This is a genomic window from Bradyrhizobium sp. CCBAU 11430 (assembly GCF_028128855.1).
GTDB classification, from domain to species: Bacteria; Pseudomonadota; Alphaproteobacteria; order Rhizobiales; family Xanthobacteraceae; genus Bradyrhizobium; species Bradyrhizobium ottawaense.
This window is the reverse complement of the sequence record NZ_LBJV01000031.1, coordinates 1-26,013: the sequence shown is the minus strand read 5'-3', so window position 1 is coordinate 26,013 and position 26,013 is coordinate 1. Positions and strand designations below refer to the sequence as shown.

General features: G+C 57.3%; 13 protein-coding genes and 5 pseudogenes. 17 read left to right on the top strand and 1 reads right to left on the bottom strand.

Translation table 11 applies throughout. From position 1 onward, the window contains the following. The first annotated feature begins 10 nt into the window (after positions 1 to 10). From XI04_RS08920 to XI04_RS08840, 16 genes and pseudogenes are all read left to right on the top strand, one after another. Positions 11 to 1,525 (top strand): NAD-dependent succinate-semialdehyde dehydrogenase, encoded by a 1,515-nt coding sequence (locus XI04_RS08920; protein WP_271623620.1) that lies wholly within the window; start codon positions 11 to 13, stop codon positions 1,523 to 1,525. Positions 1,526 to 1,534: 9 nt separating this feature from the next. Next, the gene (locus tag XI04_RS08915; RefSeq protein ID WP_271623615.1) at positions 1,535 to 2,923 is read left to right on the top strand and encodes an aminotransferase; all 1,389 of its coding nucleotides are present in this window, start codon (positions 1,535 to 1,537) and stop codon (positions 2,921 to 2,923) included. Positions 2,924 to 4,095: 1,172 nt separating this feature from the next. Then, complete coding sequence (locus tag XI04_RS38850) at positions 4,096 to 4,512, top strand: ABC transporter permease (protein WP_442869394.1); 417 nt, start codon at positions 4,096 to 4,098, stop codon at positions 4,510 to 4,512. Positions 4,513 to 5,846: 1,334 nt separating this feature from the next. Beyond that, complete coding sequence (locus XI04_RS08900) at positions 5,847 to 7,016, top strand: M24 family metallopeptidase (RefSeq protein ID WP_271623613.1); 1,170 nt, start codon at positions 5,847 to 5,849, stop codon at positions 7,014 to 7,016. Positions 7,017 to 7,458: 442 nt separating this feature from the next. Beyond that, positions 7,459 to 8,445 (top strand): hydroxyectoine utilization dehydratase EutB, encoded by a 987-nt coding sequence (gene eutB / locus XI04_RS08895; protein ID WP_271623612.1) that lies wholly within the window; start codon positions 7,459 to 7,461, stop codon positions 8,443 to 8,445. Beyond that, positions 8,445 to 9,437 carry an ectoine utilization protein EutC gene (eutC, locus tag XI04_RS08890; protein ID WP_271623611.1) on the top strand — a complete coding sequence of 331 codons (993 nt, stop codon included), beginning with the start codon at positions 8,445 to 8,447 and terminating at the stop codon, positions 9,435 to 9,437. Before eutB ends, eutC begins: the two co-directional genes overlap by 1 nt. A 425-nt stretch (positions 9,438 to 9,862) precedes the next feature. Then, the gene (locus XI04_RS08885; RefSeq protein WP_271623610.1) at positions 9,863 to 11,026 is read left to right on the top strand and encodes a M20 aminoacylase family protein; all 1,164 of its coding nucleotides are present in this window, start codon (positions 9,863 to 9,865) and stop codon (positions 11,024 to 11,026) included. 665 nt (positions 11,027 to 11,691) lie between these two features. Further along, the gene (locus tag XI04_RS38680) at positions 11,692 to 11,919 is read left to right on the top strand and encodes a DUF2817 domain-containing protein (protein WP_333915115.1); all 228 of its coding nucleotides are present in this window, start codon (positions 11,692 to 11,694) and stop codon (positions 11,917 to 11,919) included. Further along, a pseudogene (locus XI04_RS38845) lies at positions 11,849 to 12,581 on the top strand (DUF2817 domain-containing protein). The gene XI04_RS38680 and the pseudogene XI04_RS38845 overlap by 71 nt, the downstream one beginning before the upstream one ends. Positions 12,582 to 13,222: 641 nt before the next feature. Next, a pseudogene (gene tnpC / locus XI04_RS08875) lies at positions 13,223 to 14,235 on the top strand (IS66 family transposase); the annotation flags it as partial. A gap of 140 nt (positions 14,236 to 14,375) precedes the next feature. Further along, the gene (locus XI04_RS08870) at positions 14,376 to 14,864 is read left to right on the top strand and encodes a plasmid pRiA4b ORF-3 family protein (protein ID WP_271623609.1); all 489 of its coding nucleotides are present in this window, start codon (positions 14,376 to 14,378) and stop codon (positions 14,862 to 14,864) included. A 1,682-nt stretch (positions 14,865 to 16,546) separates the two neighbouring features. Further along, a complete protein-coding gene (locus XI04_RS08865) occupies positions 16,547 to 17,707 on the top strand; it encodes a M24 family metallopeptidase (RefSeq protein ID WP_271623608.1) in 1,161 nt (386 codons plus the stop codon). Between the two features lie 2,047 nt (positions 17,708 to 19,754). Further along, the gene (locus tag XI04_RS08860) at positions 19,755 to 20,783 is read left to right on the top strand and encodes a 2-hydroxyacid dehydrogenase (protein ID WP_271623607.1); all 1,029 of its coding nucleotides are present in this window, start codon (positions 19,755 to 19,757) and stop codon (positions 20,781 to 20,783) included. A gap of 341 nt (positions 20,784 to 21,124) precedes the next feature. Further along, on the top strand, positions 21,125 to 23,347 hold the full coding sequence (locus tag XI04_RS08855; RefSeq protein WP_271623606.1) for an acetate--CoA ligase family protein: 2,223 nt from the start codon (positions 21,125 to 21,127) through the stop codon (positions 23,345 to 23,347). Between the two features lie 279 nt (positions 23,348 to 23,626). Then, a pseudogene (locus tag XI04_RS38840) lies at positions 23,627 to 24,303 on the top strand (CoA transferase). Continuing rightward, positions 24,287 to 24,745, top strand: a complete 459-nt coding sequence (locus XI04_RS08840; protein WP_271623604.1) for a CoA transferase — start codon at positions 24,287 to 24,289, stop codon at positions 24,743 to 24,745. Before XI04_RS38840 ends, XI04_RS08840 begins: the two are co-directional and overlap by 17 nt. Before the next feature lie 466 nt (positions 24,746 to 25,211). On the opposite strand, the pseudogene XI04_RS08835 reads toward XI04_RS08840, so the two are convergent. Beyond that, a pseudogene (locus tag XI04_RS08835) lies at positions 25,212 to 25,424 on the bottom strand (transposase domain-containing protein); the annotation flags it as partial. Positions 25,425 to 25,504: 80 nt separating this feature from the next. On the opposite strand from XI04_RS08835, the pseudogene XI04_RS08830 reads away from it, so the two are divergent. Beyond that, positions 25,505 to 25,960 (top strand): annotated as a pseudogene (locus XI04_RS08830) (transposase); the annotation flags it as partial. Between the last annotated feature and the right edge of the window lie 53 nt (positions 25,961 to 26,013).

The window sequence follows — 26,013 nt, the reverse complement described above, 5'->3', positions numbered from 1 at the left end:
GGACCCCAAAATGACGTTTCAAAATACCCGGCACAAACGTCCGCACTCGGTCGGTCTGGCTAGCAGGTATCTGCAAAATCTGCGCCGTCGTGATTTTCTAGCTGGAGCGGCGCTCGTCGACGGGCAGTGGGTACCCGGCGGCGAGCGGGACCATGTGATCGATCCAGCGACGGGCGAGAAGATCGCGGATGTTGCTCGTTGCGGGGGCGCAGAGATGGAGGTGGCAATAGCTGCGGGCGAGCGGGCTTTTTCTGTGTGGCGAGAATTGCTGCCGGCAAGGAGAGGTGCGCTTCTCCGGAGCTGGGCCTCATTGATGCTTGAGCACGAGGAGGAGCTCGCGACCCTGGTGACTAGCGAACAAGGTAAGCCGCTTGCTGAGGCGCGTCAGGAAATAGCGTACGGTGCTGGCTTTCTTGAGTGGTTCGCTGTAGAGGGTGAGCGGGCATACGGGGAGACGATCCCGAGCCATAAGCTTGGAAGCCTGCTTCACGTGCGACTGCAGCCAATAGGTGTCGCGGCGGCGATAACCCCGTGGAATTTTCCCATAGCGATGATCACACGGAAGGCGGGGGCCGCCCTCGCTGCCGGATGTCCGATCATTGTGAAGCCTGCTCCCGAGACGCCGTTATCCGCGCTGGCCCTGGCCAGGCTGGCCGAGCAGGCCGGGCTCCCGCGGGGGGTGTTTCAGGTGCTCGTCGGCGATCCGATCGAACTTTCGATGCCCCTGTTGAGCGATACAAGAATACGCGCTCTGTCGTTTACGGGTTCTACGGAAGTGGGTCGTTTGCTTCTTGAGGGGGCAGCCGAGAGCGTCAAGAAGGTGTCACTCGAGTTGGGGGGGCATGCTCCTTTTCTGGTGTTTGACGATGTTGATCTTGAGAAGGCCGTCAAAGGCGCGATGGCGGCAAAGTTTGCTACGTCTGGTCAGGACTGTTTGGCTGCTAACCGCATCTACGTGCAAAGAAGCATTTATGGCGCCTTCGTTGAAAGCTTTGCCGCTGGGATAGCCCAGTTGAGAATGGGCCATGGTCTGGAGCCTGCAACAGATATCGGACCAATGACCAAGTTATCAGTCGCCGAGAAATGCAGGTCTCACATTGATGATGCCGTAATGAAGGGCGCGCGCGTTGTCTCGCCGCAGCAGGGCGCGAGCTTAGGCCCCAATTTCGTTCCTCCGACGTTACTTAGCGATGTTACCGAGAGCATGCTCATCGCTCGCGAGGAAACATTCGGGCCGGTGGCAGCCGTGCTTCCCTTCGATTCGGAAGAAGAAGTTATCGCCCGAGCAAACGCTAGCGAAATGGGGCTCGCTGGTTACGTCTACACGGACAATCTACGTCGAGCGATGCGACTGTCAGAACGGATCGAGTGCGGCATGCTGGGCATCAATACAGCTTCATTTACTGGCCCGCCCATTCCGTTCGGCGGGTGGAAACAATCTGGACTCGGTCGCGAAGGGTCGCGACACGGATTGGCGGAATTTATGGAATTGAAATACGTCTGCTTCGGCGACCTGGCGGCTTAGGAGAGCAACATGATCGACATCAAGACCATTGCTGAACGGGATCGCTCAAGTGTTCTGCATCCTTTCACCCAGCTCAAGGACTTCGCCACCGGTAAGATTGGCGACCCGACCATCGTCACTGGCGGAAAGGGGATTCATATCAAGGACGCAGAGGGGCGCAGTTATATCGACGGCTTTGCTGGCCTCTACTGTGTAAACATTGGCTACGGTCGCACCGAAGTGGCCGAAGCCATTGCGCGCCAAGCCTACGGCTTAGCGTACTACCATACATATGCTGCGCACACGACCGAAGAACTGGCCAAGCTTTCGGATCGCCTTGTGCGCATGGCGCCCGGCAAGGCAAGCAAAGTGTTCTATGGGCTCTCGGGATCGGATGCCAACGAGACTCAAGCAAAGCTCGTCTGGTACTACAATAATCTACGTGGGCAGCCCAAAAGGAAGAAGATTATTGCGCGTGAGCGCGGGTATCATGGTTGCTCGGTGATCTCAGGTTCGATGACGGGAATGTCATTTTATCACGATCACATGGATCTGCCTTTCCCGGGGGTTCTCCATACAGGCACGCCGCATCACTATTGGGGCGCTGAACCCGGCGAGATGGAAGAAGACTTTTCTCGCCGGCGAGCAGCCGAGCTCGAACAGCTTATCGTGCGAGAGGGCCCAGAAACGGTTGGTGCTTTTATCGCTGAACCGGTGCTCGGCACGGGCGGTATCACACCGCCGCCTGCGGGCTACTGGCGTGAAATCCAGGCTGTGCTAAGGCGGTACGACGTCCTATTAATTGCCGATGAGGTCATCTGTGGATTCGGTCGCACCGGTGCGGAGTTCGGGAGCACGCTGTACGGGATCGAACCGGACCTTGTCACAGTCGCCAAAGGGCTGACATCCGGGTACATGCCGCTCTCGGGAGCTATCGTCGGCGAGAGAGTTTACAAGGTTATGGAGGAGGCCGCCGATCGCGTCGGAGCATTCTCCCATGGATATACTTACTCAGGCCATCCGATCGCCGCAGCAGCCGCCAATGCGGTTCTCGATATCGTCGAGAAAGAGCGACTAAGCGATCGAGCCCGAACTGTCGGCGCGCACTTCCAAAAGCGACTTAAGGACCGATTTGCACAGCTGGAGATCGTCGGGGAAGTTCGAGGCGTGGGCCTGCTAGGCGCAATCGAGTATGTTGCCGATCGCCAGACGAAGCGGCGATTTGATCCGGGGCTGAAGGTCGGTGCCCGCATCTCAAAGGCGGCTCGTGATCGGGGGCTTATTGCCCGAGCGATGCCGCATGGAGACATTCTTGGCTTTGCACCGCCTCTGGTTGTTTCCGAGGCTGAGATCGACGAAATCGTTGAGGTCGCTTATCAAGCAACGAAACAGGTGATGGACGAACTGGCGAACAAGTAGGAAGTCTCGTGAGCCGGAAGTCTTCCGTGCTGGCTTAACTCCGCGATCGGCGAGCCATCCTCCCTCAAAAGTAGACGCAGCATGGGAAAGGCGACTAAACGCCTCGCCTGCTGGTGGTGACGGGCGGTATTCGAATGTGAGCCGTTTAATCCATAAATCGCTTGAAGTGATGGGGGGCGAATGGGAAGTGTAAGTAGAAAGGTACATTCTTGCAGCACAGGGCCGGAACCGATAATCGTCCCCTGCTCTGAACGGTATTGAGGGTGAATTCGCAGGGTCGCGAACGTGGGGCGACGTCGCCTTCGAAATGCACAGCGGCTCTTTCTGGCATCAGAGGAAGATACGCCTTTCGAGTTCAGAAGAAGCACCTGAACGTCGCTTGCAAGGCCCGTGGCGGCTGCTTGATGAGGTTCGCCGACTACTCTCTCTGTGCGATCGCCGCGCCAGTGCTTCAGGGACTGGAGAAACCGATCGCAAGGTCACTATCTCGTCGGTGATCCGCGCCAATCACAGGAAATCGGCGAACTCGCCGATCACGATGCACGCTCGTCGCTTAATGAATCGTCGGGCGTCGGTACGGTCACCTCACTCATTGTAGCCGCCGCAGTCGCAACTGGTGGTGTCTTTCATAAACGCGCGGCTCTGCAGCATGGTTGCTCTGGTATCAAAGCAAGCTTTGACCGATAATCGCAGATATGCAGCCGTATTGCGATCTCAGCCCAAACCGGCTCAGTTCGATGTACTGCCTGTTGCAGCCGCATCATGGATGTCACCGAAGTTCGCAGCACATTTGCAGTGTTGGCCCTCTCACCGAATCGTGGATCTTCCTTCCGAGTCGAATCTGCGCGACTTAAAAAACTCCGGACCTTTCCTTGCTCGGTTTCCAGAGATACACCGTCAACCGCAGGTCGGCATCCAATACTAGCCTACTGCTGGCGACGGCTACGACGATCGCTGCGACCGCGATTGGAGCATTAGCCGCGCTAGCGATTAGCTGGATGTCTCCGCGATGGCGCGATCTTGTCACCACTACGTTTCTATCGCCGCTCGTTCTGCCAGGAGTAATTATTTGGCTTTGGCCTACTTATGTTCCTTTCGGTCTTCGACTGCTGCCCGTCTTTCCAAACTGTTTGCCGGGCACCTGATCATTACCACTTCCCTTCACGATCAGAATGACCCTGGTTGGTCTTTCCGGAATCAGCGAAGCTCTTCGTGAGGCAGCGCTGTCGCTTGCTGCGAACGAGTGCCAGGTATTTTTCACGGTAACCTTGCCGCTCGCCATGAATAGTATTGCTGCTGGTGCAGTTTTCGCGTTTGCGACTTCGATGGACGATGTGGCGATTGGCCTTTTCCTGAGCGATCTCAACACCTATACGCTCCCCGTCGCGCAGAGCAGCAAGACCGTTGTCGCTGCAATGATAGCAGTGGTGCCAAAGAAAAGGACGGCGTCTGCAGTTCGCTTGCGGAGCACCGGTTTTGGGTTTGGCGACCGTCTCCGCGCCGGGCGCCATTATTGCGTTGAGTGTCTCTTTTTTGACGAGCATCTTACTCTCAGGTCCGTTCAAGGGATGTCGCCAATCTGGACATGATGAAGATCAGGAGCAACGAGAGGGCCATCATGACAATCGAAATCGCCGCACCGCTTGGATAATTGGCGACCTCGCTAAATCGGCTGTAGGTAGGATTCGAGATGAACTGCACCCGACCACGCCCAAGGACCCGGGTATAACAAAGGCGCTTACGCCAAGAGTCATCGAGACTAAGATATGCGGACACAGTTCCGCGGATGCATAAGGGTATGGTTTACGGTGCGATGAGCCGTTAGCGCAGACGCGCCCAGAGACTGAGCAGCCTCGGTCAATCGCGGGTTCAGGTTTTGTATCGCTCCTATCAGGATCAGGATCGACATCGGTATCGCATAGTGAAGCAATCCCGCAACGATAACGAAGTCAATACACGAGCGCCCGTTGGTGTTAATGCCAACGCTAGACATGATCGGAGCGATCTTTGACCAGCAGCTTCTGCGGACCTAACGACATCCCAGTGCCAAGAGCCACAGCCGAGCCCGGGAGGCACTATTTGCGGTGCCCTGAGCTTCGGGAGGGGCGAGCGGAGCCTGTACCTTTATTGTGAGGCCGCTGCTCAGAGCTTCCGCGGTCGGTAGTGGATATCCGCACTTCCGAGCCGAAGTGAGCACGACGATTCCAACTGTTTCTCGCCTGGCTCACTTTCGTGTTTGCAGAATCCAAGCTCGGGCTGGTGTTCTGTTGCTCCTCCCGAGCAGCGAGGCGATTTCTTTCGGCTCGACCGTGTGCAGGAATTCGTCTGCCATCGGCGAAATACGACGTAAACATGTTTGCGACAACGGCATTCTAGAAGCGTCTGAAACGAATGCGTGCGCCATAGCGGGGCAACGAAGTTTTGCTGCCTCGGATATCGCCGATACGATTCCTTATGAGTTCAAGGCAACAAGGCAGGCCCTCAAATCGATCGACTGCTCTGATCGAGGTGATTGAGAAAAATGGACGAACAAAATCTAACAATCCTCAAACATAGTCGACCATCGGAGCTCATTGGTAGCGTCGGGCTCATGCTCGCCAAATACAATGGGGACAGCTTTACATCTTCCTTAGCGGACCATCGGTATGTGCGACAATGACCTGCGATGATGACGGGCAGTCGCCCTTTAGAGCTGACGCCTTTCGCGCCAGTTGCGAACACGCCTCCGTCCGCGCGATCCTCCGACAGGCCGGCTTTTGATGGTACCATCATCCGGGAACGAGCCGCTCTTGTCGCAGCTTGCGAGGTGAAGCACAGCGCCAAGTGCACTTCTCCTGCCATCCGTAGCATTGCAGCGCTTCGGTCGCTTGGAGCAAACGGCAGGGCTGCAGGAGCGTAAGTAATCCAACAGAGGAGTTAAATCATGGCAATGCCAAAAGCACCGCAGGCGTTTCCGCGAACCGAATATCTACGAAGGCTCACGGCGGTTAAAGGGGAAATGGAGCGAAGCGAAATCGATGTGCTGATGGTCACAAGCCCCGCCAATATTACCTACCTTTCGGGTTACACCAGCAAGTCTGCGTATGTCCCGCAAGGCCTGATCGTTTCCTTGAAGCAAGAAGAGCCAACCTTCTTTACACGGCGTATGGATGCTCCCGCCGCGATGCATCAAATGTTTATCGATAACAATCGGGTCATTGGCTATCCGGAAGATCTCATCGCCAATCCTGACAGGGATGGTTTTGATACGATAATCGACTTTATGCATGACAACGGTCTTGCTGGCGGGAGAGTCGGCATCGAGATAAAGTCCATCTCGGCTCAAACCACCGAAAAATTCAAGGTCAGAATGGCGAACGCAATGATCATTGATTTCGTCAATGGCGTCCACCAGATCCGGGGAATCAAATCCGATCTCGAAATCGCTCTCATGCGAGAGGCTGCCGCGAATGCTGATGCTGGCATGACGCGGGCGAAAGAGGTTATCCGTCCGGGGGTGAAAGAAGCTGATGCGGCCGCAGAGATCATCGCGGCGCTGATCCGCGGCGTCGATGAGAAGCCGAGCACTGATGTTTCGGGCTTTTTCCTGTGCGCCTCACCGCGTTCGGCTACCGCCCATATCCGGTGGAGTGAGGATTTTTTCCGGCAGGGCTCCCAAATCAACCTTGAATTTGGGGGCGTGCGTCACGGCTATATCTCGGCGCTGATGCGGACGTTTTCGATCGGTAAGCCTTCAGACCGGCTGCGCAGAGTTCACGACGCTGAAGTGGCCGGCCTGGAAGCTGCCCTCAACGCTGTCAAGCCCGGCGCCATCTGTGGCGATGTCGCGGCGGCTTTCAACGCCGCAATGAAGAAACGGGGTTTAGAGAAAGAGTCGCGCTGCGGTTACGCCATCGGAATAGACTGGACAGAACCGACGGCCAGTCTCAAGGAAGGCGATCGGACTGTCTTAAAGCCGAACATGACTTTCCACTTGATGCTTGGAAACTGGATCGACGAAGACTTTGGGTATGTAATCAGCGAAACCTTCCGCGTTACCGAAGTGGGCGCCGAAACGTTCTCCAAGCTGCCACGAATAATATTTGAAATTTAGTCCGGGCGCAGCTCGTCGTGAATGGTAGCTTGCAGAGACTGCAAGCTATCAACCCCAGATGCCGTTCTTCGCGGCTTGATCTGCCGATGTGCAAGGAACCGGCACAACTTCCGCTTCGGTGCAGAATTTCCCCGCCTAAAAGCGCTTTTCGCCGCAACCGGCTAACGCCTCGCAATACCCTTCACCTGTTCGCGAACGCGAACCGTGAGGCGCCCCGTTTTGCGGTCGCGCCAGCGATAGCGTTGTCAAGAGCTGAAGAGGAACGTGATCTCCTGGCGATAGAACGGATCTGTGGTAAGTCTCTCGTTGTCGAAACCCAAGAACCCAAGAGCGGCTTGATCTAGGTCGCGGCCGTCGTTCGATCTATGCAAGCTTTATCGGGGCAAGTCGTCCCACTCAGGTAACAACTTGATCGGGTCACCTACTTAAAGGAAAGCTATCTATGATGGATGTGGGGGCTATTCAGGATGCGCGCGGTCGTATCAGAGGGCACATTCTTTCGACGCCAATCGTGCCCTCGCCGACACTGTCCGATCTTTGCAGAGTGCCGGTAGTTTTGAAGCTCGAGCACCAACAAACGACAGGTAGCTTCAAAATACGCGGTGCAACCAACGCTATTCTCAAGCTCACGGAAACCGAGCGGGCCCGAGGGGTTGTCGCCGTGTCGACCGGTAATCATGGGCGCGCATTGGCTTACGCAGCCCGCGCGGTGGGTTCGTGTGCGACGATCTGCATGTCCCGGCTGGTCCCAAACAACAAAGTTGAGGAAATACGGCGCCTTGGTGCGGACGTTAGGATCATTGGCGATTCACAGGACGAGGCGGAGATAGAGGTCGGTCGGCTGGTAGATGAAAAGGGGCTCGTGTTGCTGCCACCATTCGATCATCCTGACATCATTGCTGGGCAGGGGACGATCGGTCTCGAGATCTTTGAAGCGTTGCCTGACATTGCCACTGTGCTCGTGCCGGTCTCCGGAGGTGGGCTAGCTGCTGGAATAGCCGTAGCTATCAAGGGTGTGCGGCCAGATGTGAGACTCATCGGGGTTAGCATGCAGCATGGCGCGGCTATGAAGGCGAGCCTCGACGCTGGTCGACCTGTCCAGGTTGAGGAAGTTCGAAGTCTCGCTGATGCGTTGGGCGGCGGCATTGGTCTTCACAACGAGCTGACGTTCGGAATGTGTCACAGTCTACTGGATGAACTATTATTGGTAACCGAGAGCGAGATCGCGGCCGGTATTCGGCATGCGTACGAAAAAGAACGCGAAATCGTCGAAGGCGCAGGTGCAGTTGGTATTGCAGCGCTGCTCGCCAATAAAATCGCGGGATTGCGGGGACCGGTCGCGCTTGTGCTGTCTGGTCGCAATGTCGATATGGAAATGCATCGTCGTGTCGTAAATGGACTGAGCGATCCGCTTCGGGGAGACGTCTGATGCGAACAATCAAGATTCTCGCCGAACGCGAGCTTCGAGAACTCGTGCCCCTCGATCTTGTGGCAGTGCAATGTGTCGAGCATGCATTCCATTCGCTCGCCACGAAAAAGGTGGCTATGCCGTCTATCCTGCGCCTTGATATTAGCGAACATCGGGGCGAAGTCGACGTCAAGACGGCCTATGTTCCCGGTCTTGACGGGTTTGCTGTGAAGATTAGCCCCGGCTTCTTCGATAATCCAAGAATAGGTCTCCCGAGTACAAATGGCTTGATGGTGCTGCTTTCCTCCAATACCGGGTTGGTGCAGGCGTTAATGTTAGATAATGGCTATTTAACCAACGTGCGCACGGCTGCCGCTGGTGCGGTCGCAGCAAAGTATCTCGCGCGCAAGGACGCTTCCGTTGCTGCAATTTTAGGTGCCGGAATTCAAGCTAGAATGCAACTCCAGGCGCTGACGCTGGTCCGGCCTATCCGTCAGGCTCGTATTTGGGCGCGCAATGCGCAGAGAGCCGAAGCAGTTGCGAAGGAGCTATCCCAGCAATTGGGATTTCCGATAACCGCTCACGCGGAACCGGTGGAGGCTGTGGTTGGATCAGATATCGTCGTTACGACGACGCCTGCTGACAAACCTATCTTGAGTGCTGCATGGCTGGAACCCGGACAGCATGTTACAGCTATGGGATCTGACGCCCAACACAAGAACGAAATTGATCCGCACGCGATCGGTCTGGCGGATCTCTATGTTCCCGACCGCCTTTCGCAGGCGCGCAGTCTTGGCGAATTGCATCATGCTATTGCTGCGAGAACGGTGGCGGCCGAGGCAAGCTTCTCGGAGCTAGGCGAGATCGTCGCGGGTACGAAAACAGGCCGCTCGAGCGAGAAGCAAATCACACTCGCCGATCTCACCGGCACCGGTATCCAAGACACTGCGATCGCCTGGCTTGCCTTTGCACAAGCAGGTGCCGTAGGGGTCGGATCGTCGTTCGAATGCTGAGCAATTTGGCGATTAGGAATCGAACTTGCGATAGGACCGCGGGTATTTCCGAAAACGCGTTCCTTTAATCAAGAGACGGCCCTATGGACATCCGTTGGCCATCGATGTCGCCGATTCTCGGCGCTGCGTCTGGCTAGATTGCAGCAATACTGCGGGAGTTGCCGGAGTGGTGCAGCATGCGAGCGCCCAGGCTAGTTTAATGTGTTCATAACGCAGAGGGCAACTTATTGCCATGATGTTCGCAGCAACTCCTCCAGCCGGTGCTCCGCTTCAAAGAGCCGAGTACGAGCAACCCCATGAAAAGAGCGTCAAGCAACGTCTTTGGCCGCAGTGAGCATCAGCTGGTGACGAGCAGCGTGGAAGCGCTCAGCCGCACATAGCATACGCCCTTCGGGACATAACTCATACAGTTGGAACATATCGAGATGCATAACGTGGAAATGTTTCGGGATTTGCAGGGCGAGGCAACAGAGTGGCGCCGCTACTTGCATGAAAATCCAGAGCTCGACTATCGGTTACACAACACAGCGAAATTTGTGACCGAGAAGCTGGCGTCTTTCGGCATCAATCATATCGAAACCGGGATAGCTGAAACCGGAATCGTCGCAATGATTCAAGGCCAGGGTGGAGACGGGCCGACGATCGGATTAAGGGCGGACATGGACGCCTTGCCGATAGTCGAAGCGTCACACAAGCCCTGGTCCTCGAAAGTACCCGGCCAGATGCACGGGTGTGGCCATGATGGGCATACAGCCATGCTGCTGGGCGCCGCGAAGTATCTCGCGAAAAGCCGCAACTTCAAGGGCGCCGTTGCCTTGATCTTTCAGCCGGCGGAAGAAGGGGCATTGGGCGGTCAGAAGATGGTCCAAGAAGGGATCATGGATCGTTTCGGTATTTCCCAGGTCTTTGGCATGCACAACTCGCCTGGCATGGACGTAGGCAAATTTGCCATCTGCCATGGCCCTATCATGGCTGCACTCGACGACTTCGATATCATTGTGAAGGGCAGGGGCGGGCATGCAGCTGCGCCACACCGGACGATCGATCCCGTCGTCATTGCTGCGCAGATCATCATCGGGCTGCAGACTTTGGTCTCGCGCAACACGAGCCCAATTGAGTCGCTCGTACTCTCTGTCACGAAGTTTAATGCGGCGCAGGCCTACAATATCATTCCCGATCACGTTGAAATGGGCGGCACTGTCAGGACTCTGCAATCTGACCTGCGGGATTTGGCCGAGCGACAAATCCTCGCTGCCGCCCAAGGCATTGCCCGTGGTTTTGGTGCCGATGTTGAGTTTAAGTACCGTCGACACGATCCCGTTACTTTCAATAGCACGGAAGCAACCAATCTGGCGACTAAGGCTGCCCGCAATCTCGTAGGTGCAGCGTCCGTGGACGACAAGATCAAACCGCGGATGGGCTCTGAGGACTTCGCTTACATGCTTGAGGCGCGACCGGGAGCTTATATTTTTCTCGGCAATGGACCGACCGCGAACTTGCACCACCCGGCGTACGATTTCAACGACGAGGCCCTCGCTTATGGCATAGGCTATTGGGTAAACTTGGTTGATACGGTGCTTGCCGGCTGACGTTTCCGTCGGCCAAGGTGTGACAGTCGCCTCGGGCATTTTCTTCAATGAGCTGGATCAAGGCGTTTTGACGGAGGGCTCCAAGGCAGTGTTTCTGGACATTATTGTCCGAATGCACACCCAGGGCGCGCAAGGGATCGTTCTTCGGTTGCACCGAGATTCCGCTGTTGGTCAAACAAGCCGATCGTCCATCGATCCCGCTCTTCGACACGATGGCGCTGCACGTGCAGCGGTAGAAATGGCATTGGCGTGATCTGCTGGTACGCCTGTCTGGGCACTAGAATATCATCGGCAGCCTCGTTAAGCGAATCTGAAACACTTCAACAAAGCTCGACGACAGTCGACGATGTTAGCAGGACTGACATTTAGTTCGGCGCGAGGGGGAACGATGGATGATCGATTTTCGGCTCGCCGGTGAACCAGCGACGAAGTCAACCTACCAAGACAAATCACGCGTGTAAATGATCAGCTAGGAGGCGCAGCAACATGGACCTTGAAAGCTCTTGCAGCGTTTTCTCTGATAGTTGCATAGAAGGCAGGCAGGAATTTTTGGCGGCAGCGCCGACTTCTAGAGCAAACCAGTGCAGTACAGACGGGCCTTCTGGTCAGGCTCTCTTCACGGACGCCGCGTATTACGGCCGCCCAGATGCGAAGAAGCTTTCGTTATGGTTTCTGGCACGCATGGACCTGAAGGGTACTGTGGGGCCGCGGGACAACTTGCATTTTTACAAGCGAGATTCCACGAAGGGCTTCCATCTTCCGCGGCGGTGCTCTGTATCTACGCGCTGAATTGCTACGGTTTCGCTTGGGATCGCCGAGTGAATGCCGAAGGATGTGATCTTAACCGGAATTTCATCGACTTTTCCCAGCGCACGCGCGAATCCGGGCTATGAGGAGCTGGCTGAGCATTTTGTGCCGCCGGACATAACGCCTATGGAATTATGCGTGCTGAAGCTGCAGATCGCTGCGTATCGGTTAGCGCACGGTGAGCAGAAACTTCGTGCGCCGAAGTCCTCTGGGCAGTACACCAAACCCGGCGGCCTGTTCTACGGGGGAATGGAGCCTACTGAAGCGAACGAACCCTCGAGCGAATAGTGACGGACTTTGACGTCCTAACACGCGATAATGTCATCATCGTCGATTACCACACCGGGCTTGGTCCTTGCGGCTATGGCGAGCTGCAATGCGAGCAGCCGTCCGGCTTGCGCGGATATGAGCGAGCATCAAAATTCTTTGGCCCCTCGGTCACGTCGCCCGAGCTTGGGACCTCTTCGTCGGTCGTCATCTTTGGTACGCAAGACGAATTCTGGCAGCGTAGTTTAGGCGATCGTCACTCGGCCTCGAGTTCGGAACTTACGCTCCCAAGCCGGAGGTGCTGCGCAATGACCACTGGCTCTTCATGCATCGAACCGAAGACGCTGGTTCCGAACTGGGCCGCAAGTTTCGCCCTGCTACCAAGCTGCACTTTTATCCGCAGAGATCGGACTGGAAAGAGATGGTTGTCTGGAGATCGCACCAAGTGCATCGACAGGCAATGGGAGGCGCTTACATCTAGAGGATAACTCCGGCCGAGATGGACCTAAAACACCAATGTCTCTGAGAACGCATAGGCGCAGATGTCTATGCCTATAACACTCCCGACTGTCGCGGCGGTCGCGACGCGGCGGACGCTTCTCCCCGTGCTATGGCTGATCACCTTCTACTGCACGTGGCGGCGCTCCCGGCCTAGCGGTTGGTCCGTTATGCCGGACGCAGCTCCTTGAAACGGACTTCCCCAAGCTGGCGTCGGCAGTGATTGCCTCGATCGGCGCCGGCGCCGCTTGCTGTAAGATCTATGTATCAGCCATCGTAGAGAGCCAGCAGTGGTACGCGTTTATGGTCAATGGTAGCTCCGAGAGCGAGCCGCTCGAAATGACTGCCAAAGCCGCGTCTCACGGAGATTTTCGACGCGAGCACCTGAACGAAGATAAAAACACGATCGTATCACGTGGTAAGGTGTCACTTCGGCTGCAATGGTGCGTAGCTGCTTCTCGAATTGATCGGGAGGAGGACATTCGCGTAACTCGTGATAGTGGACATATGCCGCCAAGCATCCCCGAGCACTTTGTGTGGCGGAGCGCGCGTGTCCACTCCGCTCCAACTCAGCGTTACCAGCCAGAACGATAGGAATGTACCGCTGTCCAAAGCCCGCGTGCGATCGTCGAAACGCTGACCCCGGCTTCAACATGCTGCCCGTCCTACAAAGGCGATCTCGTTGAGATCAGTTGGGATGAGAGCCAAAGGCTCGACGTCGTTCCTGTGCAGTACCGGGTGATCGTCACCCGCCGGCCCAAGCTGGCCTGCCGCGCTTGTCACGGCGTCGTTCTCCAGCAGGCTGCGCCGGAGCGACTGATCAGGGTGGATTGCCTACAGAACGGCTCGTCGCGCATGTGTTCGACGTTTTGCCACTCTAGCCCCAGGCGCAGTTTTGGCGACGCACGGCTTCGCCTTCGACCTGTCCACGCTCGTCTTCTGGGTCGGCTATGCCGCCCAAGAGTTGAAACCCCTGTGGCATCGTGTGCGCGAGCTGCTGCTCGCCTCCTCGAAGCTTTGTGTCGATGAGACGCCGGCGCCGGTTCTGGATCCGGGGCGCGGCAGGACGAAGACCGGCTACTTCTGGGCGCTCTCGCGCGATGACAGGCCTTCGGCCGGGCCCGATCCACCCGGAGTGGTCTATGCCTATGCACCTGGCCGTGGAGCCGTTCATGGCTTGAGACTGCTCGAAGGCTATCGCGGCATCATCCATTGCGGTGGCTATCAGGCCTATAAGACCATGACCCGGGAGACGCGTGCGGATGCCCTGTCTGGGGCGCTCGCCTTCTGCTGGGCCTAGCTGCGGCGCCAGTTTGTGAAGATCGAGCGCGATGCTGCTCCGGCGCCGGCTCCAGTTGCCCGCGAGGCACTAGAGCGCATCGCCCAGCTCTACGCGATCGAGAAAGCACTCCCGCGTCCAATATGATGTCGAGCGTCGCGCGGGTCGACAAGCGCATGCCTGGCCTTTGGGAGCAGCTTTGAAGCAACGGTTTGAGGCAATGCTCGATCATCTTACCGGGAAGAGCGACACGGCCAAGGCTCTGCGCTATGCGCTGCGTCACTGGGACGGCGTGACGCTCTATCCTAATGATGGGCGCATCGAGATGGACACGAATGCTGCCAGGACGGCTGTCCGTATCAGGGCGACCCTCAAGAGCGTGAAGCCGGAAGTGATGCGTTGCCTTGTCGTACCCGTCACCCTGCGCCTTGATCGGCTGCACCTGACCGTTCAGGCGGCGTTTGGCTGGACCTTCGAGTTCCTAACTGGCGAAGGACATTGGGCATCCCTGATCCCGAAGGTGATTTTGGCACTCAGCCCTTCGATGCCCGCAAGACGCGGCTCTCCGATATCGTTCACGAGACCGGCGCCAAGACGATCCATTATCTCTATGACTTCGGTGACGGCTGGGACCATGGGATCAAGCTCGAAAAATGGTTCGACAACACCACGACGGAAGGGCTCCCGCTCTTGCTCGAGGCCGCTGGCCGTTGCCCTCCAGGGCATGTTGGAGGTGCGCTCGGATATGCCGACCACCTTGATGCCATCGGCGCCCCCCCCCATCCAGAACATGAAATATGCGTCTCTGGGGACCCGATCAGTTCGATCCCAATGACATCGACCGGAAGGTGCTTGAGACAGCCGTCAACGCACTATCCGAAATTGGAAGCCGCGACCGCGCTAGCCGTGACCAAATGGGCGTCACGCGCCAATCAAAGGGGCCGCAGGACTACGCTTACGGTCAAGCTTGCCTGCGCTGTCGGCTAGAACCGCTCTCGTGGCGACCGCCCAGGGTGATATCGGCGTCTTGCGCAAGTTCGCGCACACCATCGCATCTGTGACCAATCTACACGCGCTCTATTACACGACAGAATGAAATTTAGAGAGAACGCGACGATAAGGGATCAGCTCATGATCATTGAGAAGCGTCATATCGCACTCGTTTGCTCCCGTACTTGACACCGCATCGCAAAACGAGGCCCAATGCCACCGAATGTTCTACTTCGGCGGGACTTAAAGTTTGGCCCAATTCACGCCCGTATTGAGCGTGTTCGTCGCGGTTTGAAGATCTATTTTCCTCACTGCACTTTTACCGAATCGATCCCCCGCTGTTCTTTCTGGTAGTAACAGGCAGCGCACGCTTTCGGCGTGGTAGTCGCGCAGTGCCGAATGAGAATAAAGCAATGTTCGCGAGCTCCATCTGAAGTCGCACTACCTTAACGTAAGCGGCGCTTAGATCCTCGTTCAGTGCCGTTCGTAGTCCGACCGCTGAGTCGAACAGTTAGAGACCGTCCCGAAAACTGAGCTTTCGAGCAAATCTAAGCCCGAGCCGGTGCGCCTATTGGAGGAGTTCATCGCACACGAGGCCGCCGCACCTGGACGGCGGAGCAGGAGGCGCAGCTGTCGGCGGGAGCTACGTCGGTCGTGGTATCTCACGTTTGAGGCAGCCAATCGTGCGCCGGGCATTGACTGCACCTGGAATCGAATCGGCCAGCCTTTCCGACGAGCGCGCCTCGAGAGAGGTGTACTCCGATTGCGAAGACATGAATTAGCCGCTGGATTTCGGTCGTGTTCGGCATTAGAGTGTCGAAAAAATGTGCGAGAACGTGAGAGGATGACGGATTTAACGTCAGCCTATCTGTATACTAATGAAATGACATCAGAAAATTCACCTAGCCTCGGAATTCTCAGTCTCGAACGTGGAGCGTCAGCAAAGGCTCCGCCGTCTCCTCGTCCGGCGGGGGCGCTCTCAAGCCCGAGCACTTATGATTTTCCCGTCATTATTGAAACAGTCGCTGGCGCGTGGGTTGACAACGTAGTTCGGGGGGATCCCGCGCTGGAGGCGTCCTACGTTGCAGCTGCCCAACGGCTCGTGCAGCGCGGTGCAGTCGCGATCGGTTCTAACTGCGGTTTCTCAGTTAGGCATCAAGCGGCGGTGGCGGCTTCCGTCGACGTGCCAGTCGGGATGTCGAGCCTCTTACTGCTACCCAGCTTGGTAGGGCTTGTGCCTCGGTGGGCCAAGATTCTTGTAATGACCTATGATTCTTCTCACTGCGGGAAGGATTTGCTTGGATTAGACGATCCGCAGGATCTCAATCGGATTGTGATCGGAGGTATCGAGGGGGGCATTTTTTGGCAAAACGAGATGCGGCGCCCTCCGCCTCCAACCGATGATCGGGACATTGAGCGGGATGTTCTTGCGCGAGTTAGGAGCCTTCGCGCTGAGCACCCGGAGATCGGCGCGATTTTGCTGGAATGTGCTAGCTTTCCATTGACCGCGCCCTCCCTCCGCCGGGAGGAGAGGTTGCCCGTCTATGACATCACGCACCTCTGTCGTTTGATGCTCGCGTCTGTGAGATGAGGCGGCGGAGCAAAAGCTTGTGCAGTAGGTGGCCGACTCGCCTACTAAGCGGTGGCGCCAAAATGTTGATGATTCTCGGAGGCAAGGTATGACCGTGCAGGTATCAGCGATTCCCCAGGCTAATCTTCCGTTTCCGGTGTCGGAATACGAGGGCCGTCAGCAGCGGGTGCTGAACGCAGTAGCCGCAGCGGGCCTTGACGCGATCTTGGTCACAGCGCACGGGCACCTTCGCTACCTTAGCGGCTACAGCGGCTACGGTGGGTACTTTGGGCCGTTCCCGTTAATTCTGGCGCCAGGGTTGCCTGCCACATACGTTGTGCGAGAGTACGAAGTCCAGTCTGTTCGCGACGAAGGTTGCGTAAAGACGGTCGTTGGGTACACGCACCTGCGTGAGTTCGGAAAGGTTTGTGCGGACGTGCTCCGGAAGCACGGACTGCACAACAAGAGGGTGGGATTAGAGCTAGGTTGTTGGAATCTCGCGCCAAGCGACGTCATTGCGCTCCAAGCGGAACTTCCTGAATTGAAGATCGTCGACGCAAGCAAGATCGTCTCCGCTGTCGCGACGGTCAAGAGCGAGTTGGAGTTGCGAGCCATGCGCGATGCTATGGCGATGACGGACTTGGCGGTCCGTACGTTCCAGCAGGCGCTGCATAGCGGAGTCACAGAAATTGAAGTGGCTGAGGCGGTCCAAGAGGCGGTGAGGCTCGCTGGCGGGGCTCCGGTCAACGTGGTTTCGTTGGGCTTTGGCGACCGAAATAAGCTGCCGCACGGGAAACCCTCTAGCCACCGCTTGAGCAACAACCAGCCGGTGATGATCGAAGTCGGATGCTACAAGGATTTCTACGCCGCCGCTTTGGTTCGCAGCGCTGTCCTTGGCAGGCATCCGGAAACCGAAACCTTGCACGCTTTGGCGGAGGAAGCCCTCGAAGCCGGGATCGCGGCTGCGAAGCCTGGCATGACCTTGGCGGAGGTCGATGCGGCGGTGCGAAAAGTCGTCGCGCGGTCCCGCCGTCCGGACACGTTCCGGCATCGTACGGGTTATCAGATCGGCGCACCTTGGAACGAGCGGGGCAATCTCAGTCTGGAGCCTGACTCAACCGAAGTCGTCGAGACCGGAATGACGTTTCACATGCCAATCATCCTATTCAGCGAGGGTGGGTATCTCTTCGGATGTAGCGAAACGGTCGTAGTGACCGAGCGTGGCGCGACACCGCTCAGTCGGACTTCGCATACCCTCTACCGCGCTTGAACGCCAGATTCGCTGAAATGCCGCGGGGTCGCTTGATCCGCGCGAGATATCTGCGCTCTTCGCGCTAGAGCGCCCCAAAATCGTCGCTCAATGCGGTAATTCCTTTGACCATGCTGCGCTGCCGAACGCTTGGCCTGGTCGGCGTCAGTGAGATCGGCGGGCGTATCGCAAAGCATGCGAACGGTTGGACATACGCGTACGCGGTGTCCGGAAAACGAAGTTGGCGCCTGCAGATTTCATCGATGAAGTGTACGCATAGACGAGCTTCATCGTATGCTTGCTCAAAGCGATTACGTAGTCTCGGGCGGGCGCCACACCCGCCGGAAACGTTCTTTGGTAGGGCCGAGGTGGAGCCGATGAAACCCTTCGCCTTTCTCGTAAACTATTCACGCGACGCGTTGATCGCGCCGAGTCTAGGCTGCTAAATTCGTGGAGATTTCCATCCGCGCCTATTGGGCGCGTCTCTCGCGCGCCCAATATGTGATGCCTTTCCACCGCCTTTGCCTGAAGGCCCGCGCACCGATCGCGATGCGCACGCGACCACGGGCGATCGCCACCGCTCAGATTGTGCCTGCATAGAACTTCGGGATCGAGGATTAGCTGCCTCCCTCAGAGAGCGCTTTGCCATAACGAATCCTCGGTGGTGCGAGGACGCGCCAGTGCTGGTCGCGATCTGCTCGAGATGTCTGGGGCCAGCCAGTCCAGCTGGCGGTCTCGCCTTGGAATGTCGGCGGCGCTGGCCCGGGAGCAGCGGCTCCTCCGGGGTCGGCCAAAGGCAGTCGCCTCATCCATTTGGGCAGAGGCCCTCAGTCGCGTTTGGCGATGCGTGTCTAAATCGGAGATTTACCGTGATCAGGCTTTCGTATCTCAAGCGTAGCCCGTCGGGCGAGCAAAGCCCAGAGCACATTGGCGCTTGCGTCTGCCGATTGAGAAGCCCGCAGCCGGCGCAGACGAGACCTTCGGCATTCCGCCGGAACAAGGACATCATCGTCACGGTCCTGGGCGCGCGTGCATCAACGTGCCGGCCGGCATCGTAGGGGACGGCTGGCCAGCGGGCGTGCAGATCGTCGTCCACTTCGATCCACTGCGAAGGCCAGCGTCGAACATTTTCGCCGCGATGGTGTGTCACGGCGCGGCGCCGAGGGAGAAGGCTGCCACAGCCGGCTGATCGACGACAGAAGCGGGACATATTAGCCTTATCAGAGGCGGGAAGTATGAGCTGAGCGGAGTGTGCGCAGAAATTCGGCTAAGTATGACCAACCTTGCGCAAGATCCGGCCGACACTCCGCATAAGACTGCTGTCCGCAGCAGCCTGTGGCGGGCTGACGCTTAACCCCTCAGCACGGAGTCCCTATGAAAGCAATAGAGCCTGTCATCGGCATCTGGGACCTTAACCTGGCCGAGTCGATGCAATTTTACCTGACGGATCACCGTTCAGAGAGAGGATGGCCGTGAGTTGGGCTGATGGCAAGTTCCGGCCCCACGAAGGAAGCCCGTTGATCGACACGATGAATGCAGACCGGATTGACGCGAACACCGTCGCGTTTACGCTGAAGAAGGGGGAGAAGGTCGTTGGGCTCAAAACCCGCGGTCTCTCCTGACGGGAAGGTCCTGACGATGACGGCCGTCTACTTGGACGCTGAAGGCATCATACGCGGACACGTAACGCATCACGACAAGCGCGAGAGCTGATGCTTCTGCAGCGGAGGCCTTAGCGGTGGATCTCTGCGCTGTGAAGGCCATCTCCTCAAAAGCACACGGATCCGGTGGCCTCTTAATCGGCGCGGTCATTCCCGAAATGTGAGACTCAAGATTGCATGGATCGGTTGATCGGTTCGGCCGCTGAACCGGAAATTCGGGCCCGCAGAGTAGGACTCCTCGTTAGATTTGAGCGCGCATCTCGGGCAGGCTGCAGAGTTTCACCAACGGTGGCGGAGAGAACGCAGAATTTTGCCGGTCACCCTCCTGTAGTGTCGAATCGCCTACGCGCGCTCGAGCGCCGGGTTTCGGCCTACGCACATATATCAAAGATGGGAGAAGCCGTCCGATGAAGGTCCTTTGCTTTTGGTACGCCACGGAGGAGGAGAAGAACTATATCAAGAATGCGATGCCGCCCGGGACGGAGGTGGTAGCGCCCAAGGGTAGCTATTTTTCGCGTTTTGATTGCGCCTATGCGGACGTGAAAGATTTGCTGTCTGACGCTGACGCGATTATCGCTTTCAGCGTACCGCCTGGCGCGCTTGAGAAGGCTGAAAAGCTGAAGGTTTTCTCGTGGCTACACTCTGGTGTGGACGACCTGCGTCAGATGGGGGTCTTGCGTCTATTTATGGAGAGAGGTGTCAAGTGCGCTAATGTTCGCGGTGCAAACGCGATTGCCGTCGCCGAGCAGGCCATGATGTTTATTTTCGCCCTTGCTAAGAAGACTGTCTTCAAGGACGACGCCATTAGACATAAGCGAACCCTATTCCCACTCTATGCCGACGAATATCGCTCAACCATGCTGGACGGTCGAACGCTGGGTCTGGTTGGAGTGGGTGAGATCGGCGGCCGAATCGCCAAGTACGCTAAGGGCTTCGATATGCGTGTTGTTGGGGTGCGGCGAAACAAGGGTCAGGCGGTCGAGCACGTAGATGAGGTCTACGGGCTTGACGATCTGCACCAGGTCCTTCGACAGAGTGACTACGTCGTCCTAGCTGCCCCTAACACGCCTGAAACGCATCAGTTCTTTGGCAGGGCCGAGCTTGAGGCGATGAAGCCATCCGCCTTTTTGGTCAACATTGCCCGGGGCATGTTGATTCAAGAGAAGGCTCTCTACGAGGCGCTCACGTCCGGACGCTTGCGCGGCTTCGGATCTGATTGTTGGTGGAACTATCCTTTCGGTACGGCCTTCCCTGCTGGGGGCGGAGGTTCGCGTCTTGGTATTCATCGCCTTCCAAACGTTGTCGGGTCAGACGATCAATCCGCGAACGCCGACGACGTACTCGTGCGTCTGATCGAGTGGGGCACCCAGAACATTTTGGAGTTCGTGAACAGGAAACCCCTTTCGCGCGAAGTTCGTTTGGACTTGGGATACTAGCGTTCAACGGCGGGCATCGCCTGAGGCGCGAGCGCTAGTGACAAGGAGCGAATGGACATTCTTTGTCCATTCGCTCATCGCCGATCGGGACGCTGTGGTCAGAAGGCTCGCGGCGACCCGGTTTCATACGCAGTTAGCCAACGAATCTGCTTCGGTCAGGCCCAAGGAGCAATCAATCGTCGTGGGCGCCGCTCCAAACCTCGCAAGCAATGGCGTAGTGAGGCTGGCTTACCATGCTGCCCAAGACGGCCTCGAGGTAACGCCCTGCTGCTCCCGAGACGAGGCGGAGAGACGATTAATTCGAAAAACGCCGAACGAGAGGTAAGGGAGCATTTGTAGCTATGGAAGCACACGTTTCGACACCGGCCTTTTCATCGGATGGCTGGTCGCCTGCGCGCAATTCGAGTCCCGTCATGAAGGGCATTCACGCCATGCTGCATCCGCGCAACATTGTGCTAGTCGGCGCGACAGAAAAGCCCGGCAATTATGCCGAGCGCATTTGGAACAATCTCGTCAAGTACAAGTATGAAGGGGGACTCTACGCTATAAACGCTAGGCGCGACACAGTCTGGGGCGTGACTTGCTACAAAGATTTTGCCTCCCTTCCGGAAAGGCCGGACCATGTGCTGGTCCTGGTGCCCGCCCGCTTCGTTACCCAAGTGCTGCGCGGGGCTGCGGCAGCGGGGGCGCGGTCGGCAACCATCGTCACATCGGGCTTCAGCGAGCTGCAGGACGAGGAAAGCCAGCGGCTTGCCGCCGAACTCAATGTGGCGGTGCGTGAGACCGGAATCGCAATAACGGGCCCGAACTGTCTCGGCAATCTGAGTGCAGGCCAAAAGCTCTTCACGAATATTGACGATCGGATCGTCACCATGGAGCAGGGCGCTGTCGCAATCGCCGGCCAATCTGGAGCCATCGTGATGATGATCCGCCAGGCACTGGAGGATCGCGGCGTAGGTGTCGGTTATATGGTCACGACCGGCAATGAGGCCGGGTTGGAGACGCCGGATCTGATGGCGTATTTCGCAGCCGATCCCTCAATCCGAGTCATCGTGGTCTATCTCGAGGGCGTGCGTAATACAAAAGCGTTTCGGGCTGCTTGTAAGGCAGCTCGGGCCGCCGGCAAGCCTGTGATCGCGTTGAAGCTCGGCGCGTCTGAGGGCGGACGAGCCGCCGCCATGGCGCATACCGGCGCGCTGGCCGGCTCAATCGAATCGTTCGACGCAATTTCGACACGCGAGGGCGTGATCCGAGTGCGGGGGCTCGATGAATTAGTCGAAACGACCGAGTGTTTCGTTCATGCTAAAGTGCCCACAGGTAACCGGCTCGCTGCAGTCACACTGTCAGGCGGCAAACGTGGTCTTCTAATCGACGCCTTCCATTCGGCAGGGCTCCAGTTCCCGCCACTTGGTAGAGATGCCACCGACAAGCTGGCGACGATGCTCGGGCCGGGCTCAATCATTGGCAATCCGCTTGACGCCGGCTTTGCCGCGGTGGTCGATCCATCAGTCTATCTAAAATCCATTAACATCATGATCGACGACCCCGACACCGACATCGTCATCATTGACGCGGAGCTCCCCAAGGCGCCGCATGAGCTACGTGAGAGAAATCTGTGCATGGTGAACGAGATGGCGGCCGCGGCGTCAAAACCCGTGATCTATATCAGCCCTATATCCGTCGGCTTTACCGAGCACACAAAAACCTTGCGTAAATCCTTGCCAAGTATCACTGTTATGCAGGGCATGGACCGCGCGGTCGGCGCGATCAAGGCGCTGGTTGACTACGCGTCGCTCAATAAGGATGTGCCGGATATTGCCTCCTCCTCTAAGCCACAGGCCCGAGCGCTGCTCGAAAAGATGCTGAATAGCGCCCGTAGCAACTCGCTGGACGAGATTGCTTCGAAAAAACTCCTCAAGAGCTATGGCATCCCTATTTCAAAAGAAGGAATAGCGCACTCGGCCGATGAGGCCTCGGTGATAGCGACTAAAATCGGTTTCCCCGTGGTGGCAAAAGTGGTCAGTCCTGACATCCTCCACAAATCCGACATTGGAGGTGTTGTGCTCAATCTCAACAGCGCGGCCGAGGTAAAGAAGGCGTTCAACGAAATCACAGCGCGTGTCAAGAAGTTGAGGAGCAAGCCAAAGCTCGAAGGCATTCTAATCGCGGAACAGCTCCAGGCCGATCTCGAGCTCGTGATAGGCGCCTCACTTGATGCTGAAATGGGCCCGGTGGTCCTATTTGGGACTGGTGGCGTCGATATCGAGTTGACGAAGGACGTCGCGCTCGCTGGCGCACCGATTGACGCCAGCGAAGCGAGAAGGCTGATCAATCGCACCAAAGCCGGCGTGAAAATGAAGGGCTACCGCGGCAAGCCGGTGTTGAATGAGACTTCTGTGATCAAAACGCTCGTTGGCCTCTCAAATCTGATTGCCGATGCGGATGGTCGCATCGACTCGATCGACGTCAACCCATTTCTGCTCAGTACCAAAAGTGGGGTCGCGGTCGATGCACTCGTAGTATTGCGGAATGGCACAACCAAGAGCTCCGACACCACGACATAGGCTATATGACCGGCAAAGCGATCTCCACGATGCAATCGAAGTAGAGGACAATCGCTGTCACTCCGATAAGCGTATAGGGTCAACCCAACAGGCGACAGCGCGGGCGCGCCTTTTCCAAATACGATCAGAGCGCAGGAATGGGCGGGGCAACGCCGAAGAGAACTCTAGCGAGACACATTTTATGTCGGTTCTGCCCCTTTCTCGCGTCAAAATCCTTGACCTCACCCGCGTGCTCGCTGGGCCCTTATCGGCCCAGATGCTGGGTGATCTCGTTGCGAAGTGATCAAGATCGAGCGGCCGTGCACGGGCGACGACGCGCGCGCCTTATCTCCTCGACCCCGCCGGCAGGGAGAACAACAACAACTCGTTCTACCTCTGCGCCAATTGCAACAAGAAGTCGGTCACCATCAATATCGCCAAGCCAGAGGGCAGGCGATCATCCGCGAGCTTGCCAAGGACTTCGACGTCTTCATGGAGAACTACAAGGTCGGCGATCTCAAGCGCTACGGCCTCGACTACGAATCGACCAAGGTGGTCAACCCAAGCATCATCTACTGTTCCGTGACCGCCTTCGGCGAAACCGGACCTTACGCGCCGCGCGCCGGCTATGACGCGATCTTCCAGGCCATGGGCCGGCTAATGAGCGTCACCCGCCACATGGACGGCGAGCCTGGGGGAGGGCCGATGAAAGTCGGCCCTCCATTGTCGACTGCATGACCGGCATGAACGCGTCGATTGGCATTCTCTCAGCGCTTTATCACTGCAAGGTCAACGGCGGGCAGGGCCAGCACGTCGCCGTATGGCTGCTGGACACAGTGATTGCCTCACTGAGCCGCTACCTGCAAACTTGTCTCGTCAACGGCAAGTCCCCGCCACGCCGCGGCACGTGGGTAATGGTGGCTTGCCGGTCGGCGTGTTCCGGGGCGTTACGGCGAGTTGATGCTGGTGGTCGGTAATGACGCCCAGTTCGCCCGCGCGTATGCCGAGCTAGGCGCGCCCGAACTCGCCACCGATCCGAGATTTCTCAAGAACAACGATCGCGTCGCGAACGACAACGAGATCATGGCGATCTTCGCCGGTCTTCATACCCTCGCTCATTGGCTCGAGAATCTCGAAAAGGGCGGCGTCCCCTGCGGCCCGTTAAACGATTTTAGCCAGGTGTTAGCCGATCCACACGTGCGAGCGCGCGGCATGCGAGTAAATGTGAAGCACCAGTTTGCCCCCGAACTGTCCTTGATCCGCAATGCGCTCACGTTCTCAGAGACGCCGATTACAGATTATCGTGTCCCACCGCTGCTAGGAGAGAACACGTTGGAAGTGCTAGCCGGCAAGCTTGGTTATGATGATGTCAAAATTGCAAAGCTGAAGCAGCGGGGCAATTTAGCTGGGGGTGCGTGAACGCGATAAGCCTCAGGCTCAGTACAAGATGCAACGAATCTTGCGAAATGATGATGGGCATGACTTTGCGTCATGCCAGAATTTCCATGCGCACACCTTCTGAACATCCCAATTTGGCTAGAGCGGCGTTGCTCACAAACTCGGCGCATTGGGTAATGATTTCAGGATCAGCCCGAGCTTTATTGGACGATTGAGCGCGATCAGGCTTGGACTGACGGTGGTCTTTTTGCCATGTCTGTTATCTGTACGCTACATTCGGATCGCCTCGACACCAATATGCTCAATTGGTGTGTCGACTGCAAAATGATCAATAGTCGCTGGCAATGAAGTGATCGTCAGGTTTGTCGGCGTTGGTCATGTGCGGACACCTCGAGGTTGCGGCATCACTCGCGCCGTCAGTTGACGAGCTGCTTCCCTCCTTTCAACTTGAAGGTCGGGAATGTCTGTTGATCAATAAGCGTTGTTCTCAGACCACGGCTTTGAGGGTTTGAGCGCGGTAGGCCCAGGGCAGTAGCTGGTCGATGTCGCGGTTTGGATGCCCGTTAGTGATCCTCGTCTGGACGTCGGTGAGATAGGCGAGCGGATCAACGTCATTGAGCTTGCAAGTCTCGACCAGGATTGGCACGACGGCCCAATGTTCGGCGCGCCAGTCGGATCCGGCAAACAGCGCGTTCTTGCGACCGGGTTTGATGCCACTGACCTGCCACTGCGTATTTCCTCCAGAAGGAGTTAGAGTCCGGCCCGAAGAAGAACGGACAGATGAAGCGAGCAAGGTTCACGGAAGAGCAGATTATCGCGGTATTGAAGGAGCATGAGGCAGGGGGCGAAGACAGCCGACCTGGCTCGCAAGCACGGTGTTTCCGAGGCGACGATCTACAATTAGAGGGTCAAATTCGGCGGCATGGACGTTTCCGAAGCGAAGCGGCTGAGGGCCTTGGAAGAGGAGAACGCGAAGCTGAAGAAGCTTCTGGCCGAGCAGATGCTCGATGCGGCCGCACTTCGCGAGCTGCTTTCAAAAAAATGGTAGGGCCCGCCGCCAAGCGCGCTGCTGTCGCGCATCTGCAGGCCGTCATGAGCCTGTCGGAACGGCGGGCCTGCTCGATCGTGGGCGCGGATCGGAAGATGGTCCGTTACCGCTCCAGCCGTCCGCCGGACGCTGCTCTACGCGGCCGGCTGCGTGACCTCGCCAACGAGCGGCGACGTTTTGGCTGCAGATTCCAATGATCGCGCGCAGGTATTCCAATCTGATGCCGCGCAGCGTTCCGATC

Coding starts and splice junctions, on each gene's coding strand:
- XI04_RS08855 (WP_271623606.1), top strand. CDS start 21,125: ATGGAAGCACACGTTTCGACACCGGCCTTTTCATCGGATGGCTGGTCG.
- eutC (WP_271623611.1), top strand. CDS start 8,445: ATGCGAACAATCAAGATTCTCGCCGAACGCGAGCTTCGAGAACTCGTG.
- XI04_RS08885 (WP_271623610.1), top strand. CDS start 9,863: ATGCATAACGTGGAAATGTTTCGGGATTTGCAGGGCGAGGCAACAGAG.
- XI04_RS38850 (WP_442869394.1), top strand. CDS start 4,096: ATGACCCTGGTTGGTCTTTCCGGAATCAGCGAAGCTCTTCGTGAGGCA.
- eutB (WP_271623612.1), top strand. CDS start 7,459: ATGATGGATGTGGGGGCTATTCAGGATGCGCGCGGTCGTATCAGAGGG.
- XI04_RS08865 (WP_271623608.1), top strand. CDS start 16,547: ATGACCGTGCAGGTATCAGCGATTCCCCAGGCTAATCTTCCGTTTCCG.
- XI04_RS08915 (WP_271623615.1), top strand. CDS start 1,535: ATGATCGACATCAAGACCATTGCTGAACGGGATCGCTCAAGTGTTCTG.
- XI04_RS08840 (WP_271623604.1), top strand. CDS start 24,287: ATGCTGGTGGTCGGTAATGACGCCCAGTTCGCCCGCGCGTATGCCGAG.
- XI04_RS08900 (WP_271623613.1), top strand. CDS start 5,847: ATGGCAATGCCAAAAGCACCGCAGGCGTTTCCGCGAACCGAATATCTA.
- XI04_RS38680 (WP_333915115.1), top strand. CDS start 11,692: ATGGTTTCTGGCACGCATGGACCTGAAGGGTACTGTGGGGCCGCGGGA.
- XI04_RS08860 (WP_271623607.1), top strand. CDS start 19,755: ATGAAGGTCCTTTGCTTTTGGTACGCCACGGAGGAGGAGAAGAACTAT.
- XI04_RS08920 (WP_271623620.1), top strand. CDS start 11: ATGACGTTTCAAAATACCCGGCACAAACGTCCGCACTCGGTCGGTCTG.